Raw genomic sequence first — 19,981 nt, forward strand, 5'->3', positions numbered from 1 at the left:
ACGTCACCTCACGCGTACCCCCATGGCCTACAAACCCTCCCCCGCCCAGCCACCTTCCGCCCTGCTGCGCCAGGTGCGCCCGCTGCGCCTGCTGCTGAACCAGGCCGAGCGCCTGGAGCACTTGCAGCGCCTGCTGGAAAGCCAGTTGCAACCGGCTGCCCGCGAGCACTGCCATGTGGCGTCCTGGCGCGATGGTACTTTGTTGCTGGTGGTTACCGACGGCCATTGGGCAACCCGCCTGCGCTACCAGCAGAAGCGCTTGTTGGCGGCCCTGCAGGCCATGGAAGCATTCGGCAACCTCAGGCGCATCCTGTACAAGGTACAGCCGCCGCTGGTACCGGCCAAGCGTGGCGGGCATGCGGCCGAGCTTTCGAACAGCGCGGCCGAGAGCCTGCGCGACACCGCCGAGGGCATTACCGACCCCAAACTGCGCGCCGCACTGGAACGGTTGGCTGCCCACGCTCAGGGCAAGCCATAAAAAAGGCCACCCGAAGGTGGCCTTAATGAACTAGAGAGTGTTCGAACTTACACGGCCGCAACAGGGCGCATGTACGAGATCGGTGCCGTGCTGGCATCTTCGAAAGTGACCACTTCCCAGGCATCGGTTTCAGCAATCAGCTTGCGCAACAGCTGGTTGTTCAGCGCGTGGCCGGACTTGAAGCCCTTGAACTCGCCGATCAGGCTGTTGCCCAGCAGGTACAGATCGCCGATGGCGTCGAGGATCTTGTGCTTGACGAATTCGTCTTCGTAACGAAGGCCGTCTTCGTTGAGCACGCCGTCCTCATCGACCACGATGGCGTTCTCGACACTGCCACCCAACGCAAGGTTGTGCTTGCGCAGGTACTCGATGTCACGCATGAAGCCAAAAGTACGCGCGCGGCTGACTTCCTTCACGAACGACGTGCTGGAAAAGTCGACGCTGGCGCTCTGGGTCCGGTTGCGAAGCACCGGGTGATCGAAATCGATCTCGAAGCTCACCTTGAAACCTTCGAAAGGCAGGAACGTGGCGCGCTTGTCGCCCTCTTCCACGGTTACCTCACGCAGGATGCGGATGAACTTCTTGGCTGCGTCCTGTTCTTCCAGGCCGGCAGACTGAATCAGGAATACAAAAGGACCGGCGCTGCCATCCATGATCGGCACTTCCGAGGCGGAGAGCTCGACGTAGGCGTTATCGATGCCCAAGCCCGCCATGGCGGAGAGCAGGTGCTCGACCGTATCGACCTTGACGTCACCGTTGACCAACGTCGTCGACATGGTTGTCTCGCCGACGTTGGCCGCACGCGCAGGGATCTCGACCACAGGGTCGAGGTCGGCGCGGCGGAAGACGATGCCGGTGTCAACAGGTGCAGGCTTGAGGGTCAGGTAAACCTTCTCCCCGGAGTGCAGACCGACACCTGTGGCACGGATGGTATTCTTCAGGGTGCGTTGTTTAATCATGGCATTGGCCGCTTCAGCGCAAATTGCGAACAGGTATCAACAAAGGCTGGGGATGATAACAGACCCAACCTTTGATGAATACCAATCACCTTTATACCCCTGATAAATTCCATTAATCAGCCTGACGACGCAGGAATGCCGGGATATCGAGGTAGTCCAGGTCATCCTGAGGGTTCAGTTTAGCGGCTGCGGCAGCACCTGCATGCGCCTGGTTGCGCATGACGGTCGGGCGCTCCAGGTCACGGTAGTTGACCGCTGGCTGCTCCTGGCGCACCGGCGCAGGATTGGACGCTTCGTACGCCTGCTGGGCAGTCTGCAGGGTATTGTCGACCACCTTCACAGGCTTCTCGATGCGTGCGCCCAGACCAGTGGCCACCACGGTCACGTGCAGTTCGTCACGCATGTCCGGGTCAATCACGGTGCCGACCTTGACCATCGCGTGGTCGGAGGCGAAGGCTTCGATGATGCTACCCACGTCGGAGTACTCACCCAGCGACAGGTCCGGGCCTGCGGTGATGTTCACCAGGATACCGCGGGCGCCCTGCAGGTTGACGTCTTCCAGCAGCGGGTTACGGATAGCTGCCTCGGTGGCTTCACGTGCACGGTTCGGGCCGCTGGCGCAGCCAGTACCCATCATGGCCATGCCCATTTCACCCATCACGGTGCGCACGTCGGCGAAGTCGACGTTGATCATGCCTGGGCGCTTGATGATGTCGGAGATACCGCGTACGGCACCGGCCAGTACATCGTCAGCCTTGGCGAAGGCAGACAGCAGGCTGGCATCCTTGCCCAGGATGGTCAGCAGCTTCTCGTTGGGGATGGTGATCAACGAGTCGACGCTTTCAGCCAGCATGCGGATGCCTTCATCGGCGATCTGCATGCGCTTGCGGCCTTCGAACGGGAACGGACGGGTCACCACTGCAACGGTGAGGATACCCATTTCCTTGGCCACTTCGGCAATGATTGGCGCTGCACCGGTACCGGTACCGCCACCCATGCCGGTGGTGATGAACACCATGTTGGTGCCCTGCAGCACTTCAGCGATGCGCTCACGGTCTTCCAGCGCGGCCTGACGGCCGACTTCCGGATTGGCACCGGCACCCAGGCCCTTGGTCACACCCGTGCCCAATTGCAGGATGGTGCGCGCGCCAATGTTTTTCAGCGCCTGGGCATCGGTGTTGGCGCAGATGAATTCCACGCCTTCGATGCTGCTCTTGACCATGTGATTGACGGCGTTGCCGCCACCACCACCTACGCCGATCACTTTGATGACCGGACTTTGCGGGACGTTGTCTACGAGCTCGAACATTTTCCCTCTCCTTACAGTTCTCTAGTTGTTGCGCCTACCACTACTGCTTTGAAACTTAGAAGTTGCCCTGGACCCACTTCTTGAAGCGTTCAAGCACTGGGGCCTTCGGTTCATCGCCATAGCTGTTGCTGCTGCTGTTGCTGTTACCGGTCAGGGCCAAATCCTCGGACTGCTTCAGCAGACCGTAGGTGAGCAAGCCCACACCGGTGGAATAGATCGGGTTGCGCACCACGTCGCTCAGCCCCCGAACGCTGTGCGGCACGCCCAGGCGTACCGGCATGTGGAAGATTTCCTCGGCCAGTTCCACGGCGCCTTCCATCTTCGCGGTGCCGCCAGTGAGGACGATGCCGGCGGGCACCAGGTCTTCGTAGCCGCTGCGGCGCAGTTCGGCCTGGATCAGGGTAAAGAGCTCGTCGTAACGTGGCTCCACCACCTCGGCCAGGGCCTGGCGCGACAGCTCGCGCGGTGGGCGATCGCCCACGCTCGGCACCTTGATGGTCTCGCCAGCGCCAGCCAGTTTGGCCAAGGCACAGGCGTAGCGGATCTTGATTTCTTCGGCGTACTGGGTCGGGGTCCGCAGGGCCATGGCGATGTCGTTGGTCACTTGGTCGCCAGCAATCGGGATGACCGCCGTGTGGCGGATGGCGCCCTCGGTGAAGATGGCGATGTCGGTGGTGCCGCCACCGATGTCCACCAGGCACACGCCCAGTTCTTTTTCATCATCGGTCAGCACCGAGTAGGCCGAAGCCAGCTGTTCGAGGATGATGTCGTCGATTTCCAGGCCGCAGCGGCGCACACACTTCTCGATGTTCTGGGCGGCGTTGACGGCGCAAGTGACCACGTGAACCTTGGCTTCCAGACGCACGCCAGACATGCCCAGCGGCTCGCGCACGCCTTCCTGGTTGTCGATCACATAGTCCTGCGGCAAGGTGTGCAGCACGCGCTGGTCGGCCGGAATCGCCACGGCCTGGGCGGCGTCGAGTACGCGCTCCAGGTCGGCCAGGCTGACCTCGCGGTCACGGATGGCAACGATGCCGTGGGAGTTCAGGCTGCGGATGTGATTACCGGCCACACCGACGAACGCCGAGTGGATACGGCAGCCGGCCATCAGCTGCGCCTCTTCCACGGCGCGCTGGATCGACTGCACGGTGGACTCGATGTTCACCACCACGCCTTTTTTCAGGCCACGGGACGGATGGGTGCCGATCCCGACGATTTCCAGGGTGCCGTCTTCGCCCACTTCGCCCACCAGCGCCACCACCTTGGAGGTGCCAATGTCCAGCCCGACGATCATTTTGCCGCTATGCGCGTTTGCCATGGTCCTGCCTCTCTCTAATTCTTCGCAACGGCGGGTTGGGCCGTCGTCGGTGCAATCGGTTCCCGCCAACCAACGGCAAGTCCGTTGGAATAACGCAGATCAATGCGGGCGATAGTGGTGATCTGGTCTTTGAGTGTCTTGTCGTAAATGGCAATGAAACGGCGCATCTTCTCCACCAGATGATCGCGCCCCAGCAGCAACTCGATGCCTGGCCCGGCACTGCTCGCACCAGTGGTCAGGAACCAGCTGCCTCGCTCGCGCAGCTCCAGGCGAGCGATGGAAAAGCCCAAGGGGCGCAGCATCTGGCTCAATACCTGATACTGCTGCATGACTTGTTGCTGAGCACGCTGCGGCCCGGCCAGCTGCGGCAGGTGCTCATAGTTGGCCAGCTCGCGCGGGGTGAAAGCCTGACCCTGGTTGTTGAGCAGGGCTGCGTCCCCCCAGCGTGCCACCGGCAGCTGCTCTTCAAGGCGGATCACCACCTCGTCGGGCCACACCCGGCGCACTTCGGCGTGGGCGATCCACGGCATCTGCTCGAGCTCGGCCCGCATCGCTGGCAGGTCGACGCTGAAGAAGCTCGCCGCCACGTAGGGCGCGATACGCTGCTGCACCGACTGCTGACTGATGTAGCTGAGGTCGCCCTGCACATCGATCTTGGTGATCGGGCGGTCTGCGTACGGCATCAGGCGAATGGCGCCCTCGTAGGCACCAAAGCCGGCCGCCACCAGCAACACCGGCCACAGCAAGCGCTTGAGGCCGCCCAGGCTTGGCCGGGGCAGGCGCGCCGATACGGGCTCGTCGGCCACCAGCCGGCTGGCACCACGCGGCACCGGCTTGCTACGGCCGGTAACGGGTTGCTGCTGACGTATCATCGCGCCTTGCATGGTTATTAACCTCGCGTCGCCACGCTTTCGGCCAGGATTGCCAGCACCAGTTGCTGGAAGTCCAGGCCAGCCGCGCGGGCCGCCATGGGCACCAGGCTATGATCTGTCATGCCTGGTGCGGTGTTGACTTCGAGCAGCCAGAACTGGCCCTGCTCGTCCTGCATCACGTCCAACCGCCCCCAGCCTTCGATGCCAATGGCATCGCAGGCGCGCGCGGTCAGGTCGATCAGTTCCTGTTCCTTGACGCTATCCAGCCCGCACGGGATGCGGTACTGGGTATCGTTGGCGATGTACTTGGCGTCGTAGTCGTAGAACACGTGCGGCGTACCCAGGGCGATCGGCGGCAGCACCTGGCCGCGCAGTACCGCGATGGTGAACTCCGGACCGTGGATCCACTGCTCCACCAGTACCTGGGAATCGTATTTGGCGGCGTCCTGCCAGGCGGCGACCAGTTCCTGGGCGCTGTTCACCTTGGCCATGCCGATGCTAGAGCCTTCATGGGCGGGTTTGACGATAAGCGGGAAGCCCAGTTCCGTACTGGCCTGCAAACAATCGCTTTCGCTCGCCAGCACCGCGTGGCGTGGCGTGGGAATGCCCAGGCTCTGCCACACCTGCTTGGTGCGCAGCTTGTCCATCGCCAGCGCCGAAGCCAGGATGCCGCTGCCGGTGTAGGGGATGCCCAGGCACTCCAGCAAACCTTGCATGCTCCCGTCTTCACCGCCACGGCCGTGGAGGATGATGAAGGCGCGGTCAATCTTCTCGCTCTGCAGGCGTGCGAGCAGGTCGTCACCGACGTCGATGCCAACCACGTCGACGCCGGCAGTGCTCAGCGCATCGATCACTGCGGCGCCAGATTTCAGCGACACCTCACGCTCGGCGCTCTTGCCACCGTACAGCACGGCGACGCGGCCGAACGCCTTGACGTCCAGGGTCGACTGCAGCTTGTCGTAGGCGCTGGTCATTTCGACTTCTCCTGCTTGGCGCCTGCGAACAGCGGGCTTTTCATCAACTGCGGGGCCAGGCCGCCGACATCACCGGCACCCTGACAGATCAAAATGTCGCCAGCGCGCAGCAGTGGCTTGACCAGCGGTGCCAGCTCGACGCCGCGCTCGATGTAGATCGGGTCCAGCTTGCCGCGCTGGCGGATGCTGTGGCACAGCTGACGGCTGTCGGCACCGGGGATCGGCTCTTCGCCGGCCGGGTAGACCTCCATCAGCAGCAGCACGTTGGCATCGCCCAGCACCTGGACGAAATCGTCGTACAGGTCGCGGGTGCGGCTGTAGCGGTGCGGCTGGTAGACGATCACCAGGCGGCGGCTTGGCCAGCCACCGCGCACAGCCTTGATCACCGCCGCCACTTCGGTGGGGTGATGACCGTAGTCGTCGACCAGCATCACACTGCCGCCTTCGACCGGCAGCTCGCCGTATACCTGGAAGCGACGACCGACACCCTGGAAGCCGGACAGGCCCTGGACGATGGCCTCGTCAGTAATGCCTTCGTCAGTGGCGATGGCGATGGTCGCCAGGGCGTTGAGCACGTTGTGGTTGCCGGGCATGTTCACCGAAACCTCCAACGGCTCGCGATCACGGCGCAGCACGGTGAAGTGGGTCTGCATGCCCTGCTGACGCACATTGATGGCGCGGATGTCGGCCTCTTCGCTGAAGCCGTAGGTCACGGTAGGACGCTTGACCTGCGGCAGGATCTCGCGAACCACCGGGTCGTCCAGGCACATCACCGCCAGCCCATAGAACGGCAGGTTGTGCAGGAACTCGACGAAGGTTTTCTTCAGCTTGTTGAAGTCACCTTCGTAGGTCGCCATGTGGTCGGCGTCGATGTTGGTGACAACCGCGACCATCGGCTGCAGGTGCAGGAAGCTGGCATCGCTTTCGTCTGCTTCAGCGATCAGGTAGCGGCTGGTGCCCAGCTGCGCATTGGTCCCGGCAGCGGTAAGACGGCCACCGATAACGAAGGTTGGGTCCAGGCCACCGGCGGCGAACACTGAAGCCAGCAGGCTGGTCGTGGTGGTCTTGCCGTGAGTACCGGCAACGGCCACGCCATGGCGGTAACGCATCAGCTCGGCGAGCATCTCGGCACGCGGCACCACCGGAATGCGCCGCTCCAGTGCGGTGGCAACTTCCGGGTTGGCCGGGTTGATGGCGCTGGACACCACCAACACATCGGCGGTGGCAGCGTTCTCGGCGCGGTGGCCGACGAAGATCTCAGCGCCAAAGGACTCCAGGCGCTCGGTCACCGGCGAGGCTTTAAGGTCCGAACCGGACACTTCATAGCCCAGGTTCAGCAACACTTCGGCAATACCGCACATGCCCACGCCGCCGATGCCGACGAAGTGAATGCGGCGAATACGGCCCATCTTCGGCTGGGGCATGGCTTTCTGGCTCTCAACCATGGGCCACCTCCAGGCAGATATCGACCACGGTGCTGGTTGCAGCAGGTTTGGCCAGGCGCCGTGCGGTGCCAGCCATGACGTTGAGTTTCTCGGGTTGCATCAGCACCTCGTTCAGGCGTTCAGCGAGTTGCGCTGCGCCAGTTGTCGCTTGTGGCATCAGGAAGGCAGCGCCTTCGCGGGCCAGATATTGGGCGTTGTGGGTCTGGTGATCGTCGATCGCGTGGGGCAAAGGCACCAGCATCGAAGGCAGGCCTGCTGCCGCCAGTTCGCTGACAGTCAGGGCACCGGCCCGGCACACCACCAGGTCGGCCCAGCCATAAGCCTGGGCCATGTCGTTGATGAAGGGCTCTACCTGAGCCTCGACGCCCACCTCGTGATAACGCTCGGCGGTGATCGGTGCGTGCTGCTTGCCTGCCTGGTGGAACACCTCTGGCCGCAGCGCCGCGGGCACTTCAGACAGGGCCTTAGGCAACAATTTGTTCAATGGTTCCGCACCCAGGCTGCCACCGAGCACCAACAGGCGTGCGCGGCGCTCGCCCAAGGGCACGCGTTGCGCGTCCATGAAGAGTTCCGGGCGCACCGGGTTGCCGGTGGTGCGACGCTTGTCGCTGGCCTCGAAGGTGTTCGGGAAAGCTTCGCAGACCCGCGCCGAGAGTGGCACCAGCAACCGATTGGCGGTACCGGCCCTGGCGTTCTGCTCATGGATCACCAGTGGCACGCCGCACAGCCGCGCGGCCACGCCGCCGGGGCCGGTCACATAGCCGCCAAAGCCCAAGACACATACGGGCTTGAGCTGGCGAATGATGCGCCGTGCCTGCAGCACGGCCTTGACCAACGTGAAAGGCGCCTTGAGCAACGACAGCTTGCCCTTGCCGCGCAAGCCGCTGACCTGAATCAGATGCAATGGCAAACCCGCCTGTGGCACCAACTCGTTCTCGATGCCACGCGGGGTGCCCAACCAGTGCACGCTGTAACCGCGCTTCTGGAACTCACGGGCGCAGGCCAGCGCCGGGAATACGTGCCCCCCGGTGCCGCCGGCCATGATCAATACATTTTTGCCTTCAGCGGCCATGACTGGTCTCCTCGGCAAAATCGCTTTCGCTGAATTCGTGCTCCTCACTGCCCAGATGCGTGCGGCTCTCCCACTCGATGCGCAGCAACAGGCCTACGCAGGCGCAGCAGATCACCAGCGAGCTCCCCCCGTAACTGAGAAACGGCAGGGTCAGGCCCTTGGTCGGCAGCAGGCCGACGTTCACACCGATGTTGATCAGGAACTGGCCAATCCACAGGAAAGCCAAGCCGAACGCCATGTAGGCGGCAAAGAACTGTTTGGCCTTCTCGGCCCACAGGCCGATGTACAGGGCGCGCACGGTGACGAACACGAACAGCGCGACGGTCAGCAGCGAGCCGACCACGCCCAGTTCTTCCGCCAGGACCGAGAACACGAAGTCGGTGTGCGCTTCAGGCAGGTAGAACTGCTTCTGCACGCTGTTGCCCAGGCCAACGCCCAGCCACTCGCCACGGCCGAAGGCGATCAGTGCCTGGGTCAGCTGGTAGCCGGAGCCGAACTGATCGGCCCAGGGGTCGGTGAACGTAATAAGGCGCGCCATCCGGTAGGGCTGCGCCTGGACCAGGACAAATACCGCCAGCACCGCCAGCACCACCATCAGGCTGAAGCGGAACAGCCCCACCCCACCCAGAAACAACATGGCCGCCGCCGCGCCCATCATGACCACGGTGGCGCCAAAGTCCGGTTCCATCAGCAGCAAGGCGGCCATGGGCAGCAGTACGATGAACGGCTTGAAGAAGCCCATCCAGGTTTCGCGCACCTCGGTCTGTCGGCGTACCAGGTAGCCAGCCAGGTAGATGACCACGAACACCTTGGCGATTTCCGAAGGCTGCACGTTGAAGAAGCTGAAACCGATCCAGCGCATGGAGCCGTTAACCTCACGGCCGATACCCGGCACCAGGACCAGGACCAGCAGGCCGAAGGCGCCAAGCAGCATCATGAAGCCCATGCGCTGCCAGGTGGCGATCGGCACCAGCATGGTTGCACCGCAGGCCACCAGGCCGAGGAACACGTACACCAGGTGGCGGAACATGTGATACAGCGGGTTGCCGGACTGTACAGCAGCCACTTCCGAGGAGGCAGAAGTGATCATCACCAGGCCCAGGCCCAGCAAGGCCAGGCAACCGGCGAGCATCGGGAAGTCCAGGTCGACGCCACGGCCGCTGATCAGCGGCGACGGGTAGGGTTTGAAGATGCCGAAGATCATGCGAGACCTCCCGCTGCCTGGGCGAACAGACGCCCCCGTTCCTCGAAGTTCTTGAACATGTCGAGGCTGGCGCATGCTGGCGACAGCAGCACGGCATCGCCGGCCTGGGCCAGTTCGGCACACTGCTGTACGGCATCGTCAAGCGTCTTGACCCGAACCAGTGGCACGGCATCGCCCAAGGCCTCGGCCAGGCGCTCGGCATCACGGCCGAGCAATACCACGGCGCGGCAGAAACGCTTGACCGGCTCGCGCAGCGCAGTGAATTCAGCACCTTTGCCGTCACCACCGGCGATCAGCACCAACTTGCCTTCGATATCGGCGCCCAGGCCTTCGATGGCGGCCAGGGCAGCACCGACGTTGGTGGCCTTGGAATCGTCGTACCAGTTCACGCCATTACGCTCGCGTACCCACTGGCACCGGTGGGCCAGGCCACCGAACTCGCGCAGGGCCGCGAGCATGGGCTCGAACGGCAGGCCGGCAGCATGCCCCAGGGCCAGCGCCGCCAGGGCGTTGCTCTGGTTGTGAGCACCGCGAACCTTCAGTTCACGCGCCGGCATCAGCGTCTGGAACTCGAACGCGAGGTATTTTTCACCGTCCACTTCACGCAGGCCAAACGCTTTGAAGTCGGGCGAGTTGAGGCCGAAGGTCCAGCATGGTCGGCCTTCCACCGGCAGCGGCCGGCTCAGGGCGTCCTGGCGGTTGACCACCACCTGGCGGGCACCGCGGAAAATCCGGTGCTTGGCCAGGTGGTAGGCCGGAAGGCCGCTATAGCGGTCCATGTGGTCTTCGCTGATGTTCAGAACAGTCGCCACTTCGGCGTTGAGCTGGTCAGTGGTTTCCAGCTGGAAGCTGGAAAGCTCCAGCACGTACAGCTCGATGTCATCGGCCAGCAGGTCGAGCGCCGGGGTACCGAGGTTACCGCCCACGGCCACGCGTTTGCCGGCCTTGGCGGCCATTTCACCGACCAGCGTCGTGACGGTGCTCTTGGCGTTGGAACCGCTGATGGCAATGATCGGCGCCTTGGCATGGCGAGCAAACAGCTCTATGTCGCCAGACAGCTTCACGCCACGCGCGGCCGCCTGCTGCAAGGCCGGCGTGGCCAAGGCCAGACCGGGGCTCACGTACAACTCGTTGGCGCGGCACAGGAAGTCCACGTCCAGTTCACCACAGCGCACTTCCACCTGCGGGTAATCACGGCGCAGGGTTTCCAGTTCCGGCGGTTGCTCGCGGGTATCGGCGACCGCAAAGGCAATGCCCCGGCTCGCCAGGAAGCGAACCAGGGACATGCCGCTCTTGCCGAGGCCGACAACGATGCGGAATTGGTCGGAAGCGATCAAAGACACGCTCATCTACCTCAGTTTCAGGGTTGCAAGGCCAATCAGTACCAGGATCACGGTGATGATCCAGAATCGGACGATCACCCGGGGCTCTGGCCAGCCCTTGAGTTCAAAGTGGTGGTGGATCGGCGCCATGCGGAACACGCGCTTGCCGGTCAGCTTGAAGGAAGCGACCTGGATGACCACCGACAGGGTTTCCACCACGAAGATGCCGCCCATGATGAACAGCACGATTTCCTGGCGCACGATGACGGCGATGGTGCCCAGCGCGGCGCCCAGCGCCAGCGCGCCGACGTCACCCATGAACACTTGCGCCGGGTATGTGTTGAACCACAGGAAGCCCAGGCCGGCACCGATCAGCGCGCCGCAGAACACGATCAGCTCGCCCGAGCCCGGCACGTAGGGGATCAACAGGTACTCGGCAAACTTCACGTTACCCGACAGGTAGCAGAAGATGCCCAGCGCGCCGCCGACCATCACCGTCGGCATGATTGCCAGGCCGTCAAGGCCATCGGTGAGGTTGACCGCGTTGCTCGAGCCGACAATGACGAAGTAGGTCAGTACGACGAAGCCGACGCCCAGTGGAATGGTGACATCCTTGATGAACGGCAGGATCAGCGTGGTCTCGACGCTGGTTGGCGCCGTCTTGTACAGGAACACTGCCGCCGCCAGGCCGAACACCGACTGCCAGAAGTACTTCCAGCGGCTTGGAAGGCCACGGGAGTTCTTTTCGATCACCTTGCGGTAGTCATCGACCCAGCCAATGGCACCGAACGCCAGGGTGACGATCAGCACAACCCAAACATAGCGGTTGCTCAGGTCGGCCCACAGCAAGGTGCTGACGGCGATGGCCGACAGGATCAGCGCACCACCCATGGTCGGGGTGCCGGACTTGGACAGGTGCGATTGCGGGCCGTCGTTACGCACGGCCTGGCCGATCTGGCGAATTTGCAGGGTACGGATCATCCAGGGGCCCAGCCACAGCGCCAGGGACAATGCGGTCAGTACGCCAAGAATCCCGCGCAGGGACAGGTACTGAAAGACCGCAAAGCCTTTGTGGAACTGTTGCAGATACTCGGCCAACAGCAGCAGCATTAATGTTTCTCCCCGCTGGCACCGCACAATGCCGCTACGACGTTTTCCATCGCAGCGCTGCGCGAGCCCTTGATCAAGATAGTGGTGTCACTGGCATTCTCGGCGCTAACCGCATCGATCAGCTCAGCTTGAGTAGCGAAATGGCGGCCATTGGCGCCGAACGCCTTGACCGCATGTGTCATGTTGGAACCCACTGCGTACAGGGCGTCGACCTTGCCACGCGCGTAGTCACCCACCTGACGGTGGCCTTCTTCCGCCCATTGCCCCAATTCGCCGATATCCCCAAGCACCAGAACGGTGCGTCCGGAAAAGCCGGCGAGTATATCAATGGCTGCGCACATAGAGGTGGGATTTGCGTTGTAACTGTCGTCGATTACCCGTACCCCGTTCGGCGCGATCTGCGCCACGGTACGCCCCTTGACCGGTTGCACCGCAGCCAGGCCGGCGGCGATGCCGCTCAGGCTCAGACCAACGGCATGTGCAGCGGCGGCGGCGGCCAAGGCATTGCTGACGTTGTGCTCACCCAGCACATTGAGTTGCACGGCTACCGTTTCACCGGCGCCATGCAGGGTGAAGGACGGGCAGCCACGGGCATCGCGACCAATGTCTGAAGCGTGGAAATCGGCCTTCGGGTTGCTGCGTGCGAAACTGACAACCTTGTGCGCACCGGCACGCACCTTCCAGATATCAAAGGCTTTGTCGTCCAGGTTGAGAATGGCAATACCGCCTTCGCCCAGGCCTTCGAGAATCTCGCCCTTGGCTTCGACGATCTTGTCCGGGCCGCCGAATTCGCCAACGTGGGCAGTACCGGCATTGTTGATGATGACCACCTGCGGTTGCGTCAGGCCCACGGTGTAGCGGATTTCGCCAATGCGCGAGGCGCCCAGTTCGATCACTGCTGCGCTGTGCTCCGATGCGATCTCCAGCAGTGTCAGCGGTGCACCGAGGTCATTGTTCAAGTTGCCGCGGGTAGCGTGCACCAGGCCACGGGTACGCAGGATGCTGGCGAGCATTTCCTTGACCGTGGTCTTGCCGCTGGAACCGGTAATGGCCACTACAGGCTTGTCGAAAGCCGCGCGGTTCAGGGCGCCGAGCTGACCCAGTGCTACCCGGCAATCCTTGACCAGCAACTGCGGCAGGTCGACACCGACCACTTCACGCTCGACCAGGGCAGCCACTGCGCCTTTGGCTTTCACATCCGCCAGGTAGTCATGGCCATCGAAACGCGGGCCGGCCAGGGCGACGAACAGTTGCCCGGCGCTGACACTGCGGCTATCGATGCTGACGCCGGTGAACGTGGCGTCGCCACCGATGTGTTGACCCTTCAGTGCTGTGGTCAGCTGGCTGAGTGACAACGGCTTAAGCATGTGGAGCCTCCCAGGCTGCAAGTGCCTTTTCGGCTTCGGTCAAATCGGAGAAATCATGGCGCTCGCCATTGATCTCCTGGTAATCCTCGTGCCCCTTGCCGGCCAGCACGATCACATCGTTGGCAGCGGCGGTGGCAATCAGGTGCGCAATGGCTTCGCCACGCCCGGCGACGAACTCGACGTCGCCAGGCCTGGTGAAACCGGGGCGAATGTCATCGAAGATGCGCGACGGATCTTCAGTGCGCGGGTTGTCGTCGGTGACCAGTACGCGGTCGGCCAGGCGCTCGGCCACTTCGGCCATCAGCGGGCGCTTGCCGCGATCACGGTCACCGCCGCAGCCGAACAGGCACAACAGTTTGCCATGAGCGTGCGGGCGCAGGGCCTCGAGTACTTTTTCAAGTGCATCCGGCGTGTGCGCATAGTCGACCACCACCAGCGGCTTGTCGCCGCCACCCAGGCGCTGCATGCGGCCTACCGGCCCCTGCAGTTGCGGCGTGACCTTGAGGATCTCGTCCAGCGCATAGTCCAGCGCCAGCAGGGTCGCGACAGCGGCCAGCATGTTGCTCAGGTTGAAGCGACCCAGCAGTTGGCTGCGCAAGATACGCTCACCTTGGGCGGTGACGAGGGTGGCGCGCACGCCATCGTCACTGAATACGGCTTCGCGGCAGAACAGCGAGGCTTCAGGGTTTTCCAGGCTGTAGCTCAGCAGCCGGGTTTCGATATGGTCGACACTCGGGCGACGCGCAAAGTCGGCCGCCAGACGACGACCAAAGTCGTCATCCAGGTTGACCACCTGGCAACGCAGGCTCGGCCAGGCGAACAGCTTGGCCTTGGCGGACTCATAGGCTTCCATGCTGCCGTGATAGTCGAGGTGGTCGCGGGACAGGTTGGTCATCACCGCGATGTCGAATTCCAGTGCGGCAACCCGGCCTTGCTCCAGGGCATGGGAAGACACTTCCATGGCCACGGCCTTGGCGCCGCCTTTCTTGAGGTCGTTGAGGGTCGATTGCACGGCAATCGGGTCGGGCGTGGTCAGGCGGCCGCTCTGCAACTCGCCGTAGAAACCGGTCCCCAGGGTGCCAATCAGGCCGCAGCGCTGGCCAAGCAGGTCGAGCGCCTGGGCTACCAGTTGGGTCACGCTTGTCTTGCCGTTGGTGCCGGTCACGCCGACCAGATTCAACTGGCGACTCGGTTCACCGTAGAAGCGCCCGGCGATATCTGACAGCTGAGCGATCAGGCCTTTGACCGGAATCAGCGGCGCATCGGTCAGCGGCAGCACGTTGGCACCCTGCTCTTCGTAGGCCACGGCGGCAGCGCCACGGGCCAGGGCATCGGCGATATGCTCGCGGCCATCGACCTTGGCACCCGGCACCGCCAGGAACAAGTCACCCGGGCGCACATTACGGCTGTCCAGGGTCAGCTCACGAATCAATGGATCACGGCTGGCGTGGGCGAAAAGTTTGCTTAGTGGCATTGTCATCATCCACGCCCTCCCTTGGCGGCTGCTGCATTGACTTGCGATTGCACGGCGGGTGCAGGTGCAGGTGGCGGCAGGTTGTCTGGCGGCACGTTCATCAGGCGCAGGGTGCCGGACATGACCTTGCTGAATACAGGCGCCGATACCAGACCACCGAAGTAGCCGCCCTTGCCCGGCTCGTCGATGACCACAACGATGGCGTAGCGCGGGTCGCTCATTGGCCCGAAGCCGGCGAACAGCGAGCGGTAGGCGTTTTCGGTGTATCCCTTGGCACCCACGGTGGCCTTACGCGCGGTGCCGGACTTGCCGGCCACGTGATAGAACGGCACCTGGGCACGGAAGACGCCGCGCGGCGCTTCGATCACCTGCTGCAGCATGCCTTGAACGGTTTCGGCGACATCCTTCGGAATGGCCTGCACGGCTTCCGGCGCCTTGTCGACCTTGATGATCGACAGCGGCACCATCTTGCCGTCGTTGGCCAGCGCCGCGTAGGCATGCACCAGCTGCAGGGCAGTCACCGATACGCCGTAGCCATAGGACAGGGTTGCGGTCTCGGCCTTGCGCCACTCACGGTGGTTGGGCAGGTTGCCGACACGCTCACCCGGGAAGCCAAGACCGGTGTACTGGCCCAGGCCGACCTGGGACATGACGCGGTAGATGGCCTCGCCGCCGATGTCGAAGGCGATCTTGCTCATGCCAACGTTACTGGAGTTGATCAGGATGCCGGTCAAATCAAGAATCGGGCCCTCGCTGCGCGACACGTCCTTGATGGTGTAACGACCGATCTGCAGGCTGCCAGGGTACACCTCGACCTTGTCGGTAGTCTTCCAGCGGCCGCTCTGCAACGCCGCACTCATGGAGATCGGCTTGACCGTGGAGCCCGGCTCGAACACGTCGATGATCGCCCGGTTGCGCATGGCCGCCGGGAACATGCTACGGCGGTTGTTGGGGTTGTAGGTCGGCTGGTTGACCATGGCCAGGACCTCACCGGTCTTGACGTCCATGATCACCAGGCTGCCGGCCTTGGCGTCCTGTTCGGCAATGGCATTGCGCAGCTCGCGGGTAGCCAGGTACTGCAGGCGCAGGTCTATCGACAACGCCAAGGTCTTCCCGGCCTTGGCGTTCTTGGTTACCTGAATGTCCTTGATCAGCCGGCCGCGCCGGTCCTTGATCACCTGGCGCTTGCCGGGCACACCGGCCAGCCACTCGTCATAGGCCAGCTCCACCCCTTCACGACCGTGGTCGTCGAGGTCGGTAAAGCCAACCATGTGTGCAGTCACATCACCAGCCGGATAGAAGCGGCGGAATTCTTCCAGGCCGTACACACCAGGCACTTTAAGGTCGAGCACGTGCTGGCCCTGCTCGGGGGTCAGCCCCCGGACCAGGTAGATGAACTCTTTGTTGGCCTGCTGGGTCAGGCGCTCGATCAACTGCTGCGGGTTTTGCCCCAGCGCAGCGGCCAATTGCGGCCAGCGCTCCCTGGAGGCCTGCATCTCTTTGGGGTTGGCCCACAAGGTGGTGACCGGGGTACTCACGGCCAACGGCTCACCGTTGCGGTCGGTAATCAAGCCGCGGTGCGCCGGGATGGGGATGTGACGCAGGCTGCGTGCATCGCCCTGGCCCTTGAGGAAGTCACGGTCAACCACCTGGAGGTCGATGATGCGCCAGCAAATGGCGCCGACCATGATCGCCAGCAAGCCGATCACTACGCGGAAGCGCCACGGGTAGAGTGCGCCTTCGAGCTTCATCATGGCGCCACCATCCGGACTTCGTCAGCTGATGGCACGCGCATCTTCAACTGCTCGGAGGCCAGGCTCTCGATGCGGCTGGCAGCAGTCCAGGTACTCTGCTCAAGAATCAGCCGGCCCCACTCGGCCTGAGCCTTGTCGCGCTCGTTCAATTCACCGTACAGGGTGTTGAGCAGTTGACGGTTCCAGTGCGCACTGTAGGACACGGCAATGGCCGAAACCAGCACGCCGACAAACAGCAGAAGCATCAGGAAGCTTCCGCCTGGCAAGGGTTTGGCAAGTAGCCTGCTCACCGCAGCTTCTCCGCCACGCGCATCACGGCGCTACGCGACCGCGGGTTGGCCTTGAGCTCGGCCTCGGAGGCGAACTGAGCCTTGCCGATGAGTTTGATTTTCGGCTCGAAGACCTTGTGCTGAACCGGCAGGTTGCGCGGCAGGTTGTCGGCCTCACCCTTCACCAGCTTGCGCATGAACAGTTTGACGATACGATCTTCCAGCGAGTGGAAACTGATGACCGCCAGGCGACCACCGACTTCGAGCGCATCGAGCGCAGCCTCAAGGCCGGCCTCCAGGTCACCCAGCTCGTTGTTGACGTGAATGCGAAGGCCCTGGAAGGCACGGGTAGCCGGGTTCTTGCCCTTTTCCCATGCCGGGTTGGCCACTTTGAGCACCTCCGCCAGGTCGGCGGTACGGGTGAAGGGCTGTTTTTCACGGCGCTCGACCACGGCACGCGCCATGCGCCCGGCAAAACGTTCTTCGCCGTACTCCTTGAAGACGCGGGCGATTTCTTCCACGGGCGCAGTGGCGATGAACTCGGCGGCACTGATGCCCTGGTCCGGGTTCATGCGCATGTCCAGCGGGCCATCATTGAGGAAGCTGAAGCCACGCTCTGGGTCATCCAGCTGCGGCGAGGACACGCCCAGGTCCAGCAACACACCACTGACCTTGCCGTGCAGGCCGCGCGCTGCGACTTCCGCACCCAGCTCGGCAAAACTGCGCTGCACAATGACAAAGCGGCCGTCTTCGGCCGCCAGCGCTTGCCCCGTGGCAATCGCCTGTGGATCTTTGTCGAAGCCCAAGAGCCGCCCTTGCGGCCCGAGCTTGCTGAGAATCAGACGGCTGTGTCCGCCACGGCCGAAAGTGCCGTCCAGATAGCAACCGTCGGCGCGCAGGGCCAATGCCTCGACAGCTTCGTCGAGCAGGACGGTAATGTGGTTGAAGCCGCTATCTATGGTCACAGGATCAGGTCACGCAATTCGTCGGGCATGGCGCCCGGTTGTTGAATAGCTGCAAGGTCAGCTGCCGAAACCGCGTTCCAGGCATCTTCATCCCACAGCTGGAATTTGTTCAGTTGCCCCACCAGCATCGCCTTCTTGTCGAGCTTGGCGTACTCACGCAGGCGGGGCGGCACCAGGAAACGCCCGCTGCCATCGAGCTCCAGGTCAACCGCATTACCGATCAGCAAACGCTGCAGGCGGCGGTTTTCCTCACGCAACGATGGCAAGGCACGCAACTTGGCTTCTATCTGTTCCCACTCATCGAGGGGATAAACACACAAGCAGGGGTCTACGGCGTCAATGGTCACGATCAGTTGACCATTGCAACGTGAGTCGAGCTCGTCACGGTACCGGCTCGGCATGGCGAGACGGCCCTTTGCATCGAGGCTGACGGCGTTGGCTCCGCGGAACACGGCTGTGATTCCCCACAATGTTAGCTTTTTTGTGTCAGAAAACCCACTTCATCCCACTTTCTGCCACTTGCGCACACTATAGGAATCCGCCCGCAGCACCGTCAAGGCACGTTCATAAGGAAAAGCCTTACAGGACCGAGATTTAGCGCAACAACGGAATGTGGAAGGACTGCCAGAGAGAGAAAAACACGAGAAAAATCAAACCCACGCAAACGAATGGAGTTCGAAGTTAAAGTAATTTATTAAGAGTAAGATTTTTTCGGTATTACCAGAGAGGATCTGCTATCGATTCAAGCAGGGAAAGAAAGGTGGAGAGTCGATCTGTAAGCCGGGTTTTGTCGAGGACAGTCATTCCTCTACGACGGCCATCACTGGACGCCTCTAGCAACCTACCCGGTTCCGACGCGGGCCACGCCTGATGGAACCCTATTTGGTCTTGCTCCGAGTGGGGTTTACCTAGCCACGAACTGTTGCCAGCCGTGCGGTGCGCTCTTACCGCACCTTTTCACCCTTACCGGCACCGAAGTGCTTAGGCGGTTATTTTCTGTGGCACTTTCCGTAGGCTCACGCCTCCCAGGCGTTACCTGGCACTCTGCCCTATGGAGCCCGGACTTTCCTCCCCCTGCTGCTCACACAACAAAAAGTTGCGGAACAAAAACAGGCAGCGACTGTCCGATCGACTCTCCGCCGCCAAGGTTACCGGCACGCGCGCGCAAGAACAAGCGCCACCGACATTTATATCAAAATGCCACTACTCGGCTTTCTGCTTTTCCAGGGCAAGTTGATACAAGAGGTTCTTGCGCACCCCGGTAATTTCCGCTGCAAGCGCCGCCGCCCGCTTCAGTGGCAACTCAGCCAACAGCAGGTCGAGCACGCGCTGTGCTTCGGCACTGATGGCCTGCTCGCCCTCCGGCGCACTCCATCCGCCGACCAGCACCACGCACTCACCGCGCTGCTGATTGCTGTCGCCGGCTACGAACGCACGCAACTCAGCCAGCGGCAAACCCTTGAGGGTCTCGAAGGTCTTGGTCAGTTCGCGCGCCAGCAACGCCGGACGATCGCCACCAAATACCGCCTCCATGTCTTCAAGACACTCCAGGATGCGATGCGGGGCTTCATAGAAGATCAACGTGCGCGGTTCTTCCCTCACCTGCTCCAGGCGCGCCCGGCGCCCTGCCTGCTTGGCCGGCAGGAAGCCTTCGAAGATGAAGCGGTCCGATGGCAGGCCTGCCGCCGATAGCGCGGCGATCAAGGCACAGGCGCCCGGCACCGGCACCACGCTCACCCCCGCGGCCCGCGCCTGACGCACCAAGTGGTAGCCCGGGTCGGAAATCAGAGGCGTGCCGGCATCAGAGACGAGCGCCACATTTTCACCCGCCAGCAGCTTGGAGAGAAAACGCCCGCCCTCGTCACGCTCGTTGTGCTCATGACAAGCGGCCAACGGCGTATCAATGCCAAAGTGTTGCAGCAGGCGGATCGAATGACGGGTGTCTTCGGCGGCGATCAGCGCCACATCCGCCAGCACCTTCAGCGCCCGGGCGCTCATGTCGTCGAGGTTGCCGATGGGGGTTGCCACCACATACAGCGTCCCCACCGCGGATTTCGAAGCCCCTGCCACATCAGTCACTGCGCACACC

The 19,981-nt window shown here is 62.8% G+C and carries 18 protein-coding genes and 1 other RNA gene; 1 reads left to right on the forward strand and 18 read right to left on the reverse strand.

Annotated elements, in window-relative coordinates:
• Positions 1-22 precede the first annotated feature (22 nt).
• Positions 23-478: a DUF721 domain-containing protein gene (locus tag BJQ17_RS03605; protein WP_003251875.1), complete on the forward strand. Its 456-nt coding sequence runs from the start codon at positions 23-25 to the stop codon at positions 476-478.
• A 47-nt stretch (positions 479-525) separates the two neighbouring features.
• Here BJQ17_RS03605 and lpxC read toward each other — a convergent pair whose 3' ends face one another.
• The 18 genes from lpxC to rsmI all read right to left on the reverse strand — a co-directional run bounded on the left by lpxC (position 526) and on the right by rsmI (position 19,971).
• Positions 526-1,437 carry a UDP-3-O-acyl-N-acetylglucosamine deacetylase gene (gene lpxC, locus BJQ17_RS03610; protein WP_003251873.1) on the reverse strand — a complete coding sequence of 304 codons (912 nt, stop codon included), beginning with the start codon at positions 1,435-1,437 and terminating at the stop codon, positions 526-528.
• Between the two features lie 112 nt (positions 1,438-1,549).
• The gene (ftsZ, locus tag BJQ17_RS03615; RefSeq protein ID WP_003251871.1) at positions 1,550-2,746 is read right to left on the reverse strand and encodes a cell division protein FtsZ; all 1,197 of its coding nucleotides are present in this window, start codon (positions 2,744-2,746) and stop codon (positions 1,550-1,552) included.
• Positions 2,747-2,801: 55 nt separating this feature from the next.
• Positions 2,802-4,064, reverse strand: a complete 1,263-nt coding sequence (gene ftsA, locus BJQ17_RS03620; RefSeq protein ID WP_003251867.1) for a cell division protein FtsA — start codon at positions 4,062-4,064, stop codon at positions 2,802-2,804.
• A 14-nt stretch (positions 4,065-4,078) separates the two neighbouring features.
• On the reverse strand, positions 4,079-4,948 hold the full coding sequence (locus BJQ17_RS03625) for a cell division protein FtsQ/DivIB (RefSeq protein ID WP_003251865.1): 870 nt from the start codon (positions 4,946-4,948) through the stop codon (positions 4,079-4,081).
• A gap of 5 nt (positions 4,949-4,953) precedes the next feature.
• Entirely contained in the window at positions 4,954-5,910 is a 957-nt protein-coding gene (locus BJQ17_RS03630) for a D-alanine--D-alanine ligase (RefSeq protein WP_003251863.1), read from the reverse strand.
• Positions 5,907-7,355, reverse strand: coding sequence for a UDP-N-acetylmuramate--L-alanine ligase (gene murC, locus BJQ17_RS03635; protein WP_003251860.1), 1,449 nt, complete (start codon positions 7,353-7,355; stop codon positions 5,907-5,909). Before murC ends, BJQ17_RS03630 begins: the two co-directional genes overlap by 4 nt.
• On the reverse strand, positions 7,348-8,427 hold the full coding sequence (gene murG, locus BJQ17_RS03640; RefSeq protein ID WP_003251858.1) for an undecaprenyldiphospho-muramoylpentapeptide beta-N-acetylglucosaminyltransferase: 1,080 nt from the start codon (positions 8,425-8,427) through the stop codon (positions 7,348-7,350). Before murG ends, murC begins: the two co-directional genes overlap by 8 nt.
• Entirely contained in the window at positions 8,417-9,631 is a 1,215-nt protein-coding gene (gene ftsW, locus BJQ17_RS03645; RefSeq protein WP_003251856.1) for a putative lipid II flippase FtsW, read from the reverse strand. The genes murG and ftsW overlap by 11 nt, the downstream gene beginning before the upstream one ends.
• A complete protein-coding gene (gene murD, locus BJQ17_RS03650; RefSeq protein WP_003251854.1) occupies positions 9,628-10,974 on the reverse strand; it encodes a UDP-N-acetylmuramoyl-L-alanine--D-glutamate ligase in 1,347 nt (448 codons plus the stop codon). The genes ftsW and murD overlap by 4 nt, the downstream gene beginning before the upstream one ends.
• Before the next feature lie 6 nt (positions 10,975-10,980).
• On the reverse strand, positions 10,981-12,063 hold the full coding sequence (mraY, locus tag BJQ17_RS03655; protein WP_003251852.1) for a phospho-N-acetylmuramoyl-pentapeptide-transferase: 1,083 nt from the start codon (positions 12,061-12,063) through the stop codon (positions 10,981-10,983).
• Complete coding sequence (gene murF / locus BJQ17_RS03660) at positions 12,063-13,430, reverse strand: UDP-N-acetylmuramoyl-tripeptide--D-alanyl-D-alanine ligase (RefSeq protein WP_054888615.1); 1,368 nt, start codon at positions 13,428-13,430, stop codon at positions 12,063-12,065. Before murF ends, mraY begins: the two co-directional genes overlap by 1 nt.
• A complete protein-coding gene (locus BJQ17_RS03665; protein ID WP_175442708.1) occupies positions 13,423-14,913 on the reverse strand; it encodes a UDP-N-acetylmuramoyl-L-alanyl-D-glutamate--2,6-diaminopimelate ligase in 1,491 nt (496 codons plus the stop codon). The genes murF and BJQ17_RS03665 overlap by 8 nt, the downstream gene beginning before the upstream one ends.
• Positions 14,910-16,655, reverse strand: coding sequence for a penicillin-binding protein 2 (locus tag BJQ17_RS03670; protein ID WP_167398619.1), 1,746 nt, complete (start codon positions 16,653-16,655; stop codon positions 14,910-14,912). The genes BJQ17_RS03665 and BJQ17_RS03670 overlap by 4 nt, the downstream gene beginning before the upstream one ends.
• The gene (gene ftsL / locus BJQ17_RS03675; RefSeq protein ID WP_003251845.1) at positions 16,655-16,948 is read right to left on the reverse strand and encodes a cell division protein FtsL; all 294 of its coding nucleotides are present in this window, start codon (positions 16,946-16,948) and stop codon (positions 16,655-16,657) included. Before ftsL ends, BJQ17_RS03670 begins: the two co-directional genes overlap by 1 nt.
• The gene (rsmH, locus tag BJQ17_RS03680) at positions 16,945-17,892 is read right to left on the reverse strand and encodes a 16S rRNA (cytosine(1402)-N(4))-methyltransferase RsmH (RefSeq protein WP_003251843.1); all 948 of its coding nucleotides are present in this window, start codon (positions 17,890-17,892) and stop codon (positions 16,945-16,947) included. The genes ftsL and rsmH overlap by 4 nt, the downstream gene beginning before the upstream one ends.
• Positions 17,889-18,344 carry a division/cell wall cluster transcriptional repressor MraZ gene (mraZ, locus tag BJQ17_RS03685; RefSeq protein ID WP_004575120.1) on the reverse strand — a complete coding sequence of 152 codons (456 nt, stop codon included), beginning with the start codon at positions 18,342-18,344 and terminating at the stop codon, positions 17,889-17,891. Before mraZ ends, rsmH begins: the two co-directional genes overlap by 4 nt.
• A 308-nt stretch (positions 18,345-18,652) precedes the next feature.
• An RNA gene (gene rnpB / locus BJQ17_RS03690) (RNase P RNA component class A) lies at positions 18,653-19,028 on the reverse strand.
• A 67-nt stretch (positions 19,029-19,095) separates the two neighbouring features.
• Positions 19,096-19,971 carry a 16S rRNA (cytidine(1402)-2'-O)-methyltransferase gene (gene rsmI / locus BJQ17_RS03695; protein ID WP_003251840.1) on the reverse strand — a complete coding sequence of 292 codons (876 nt, stop codon included), beginning with the start codon at positions 19,969-19,971 and terminating at the stop codon, positions 19,096-19,098.
• Positions 19,972-19,981 lie beyond the last annotated feature (10 nt).

Origin of the sequence: Pseudomonas sp. NBRC 111139 (assembly GCF_001753955.1) — a bacterium.
Taxonomy (GTDB): domain Bacteria; phylum Pseudomonadota; class Gammaproteobacteria; order Pseudomonadales; family Pseudomonadaceae; genus Aquipseudomonas; species Aquipseudomonas alloputida.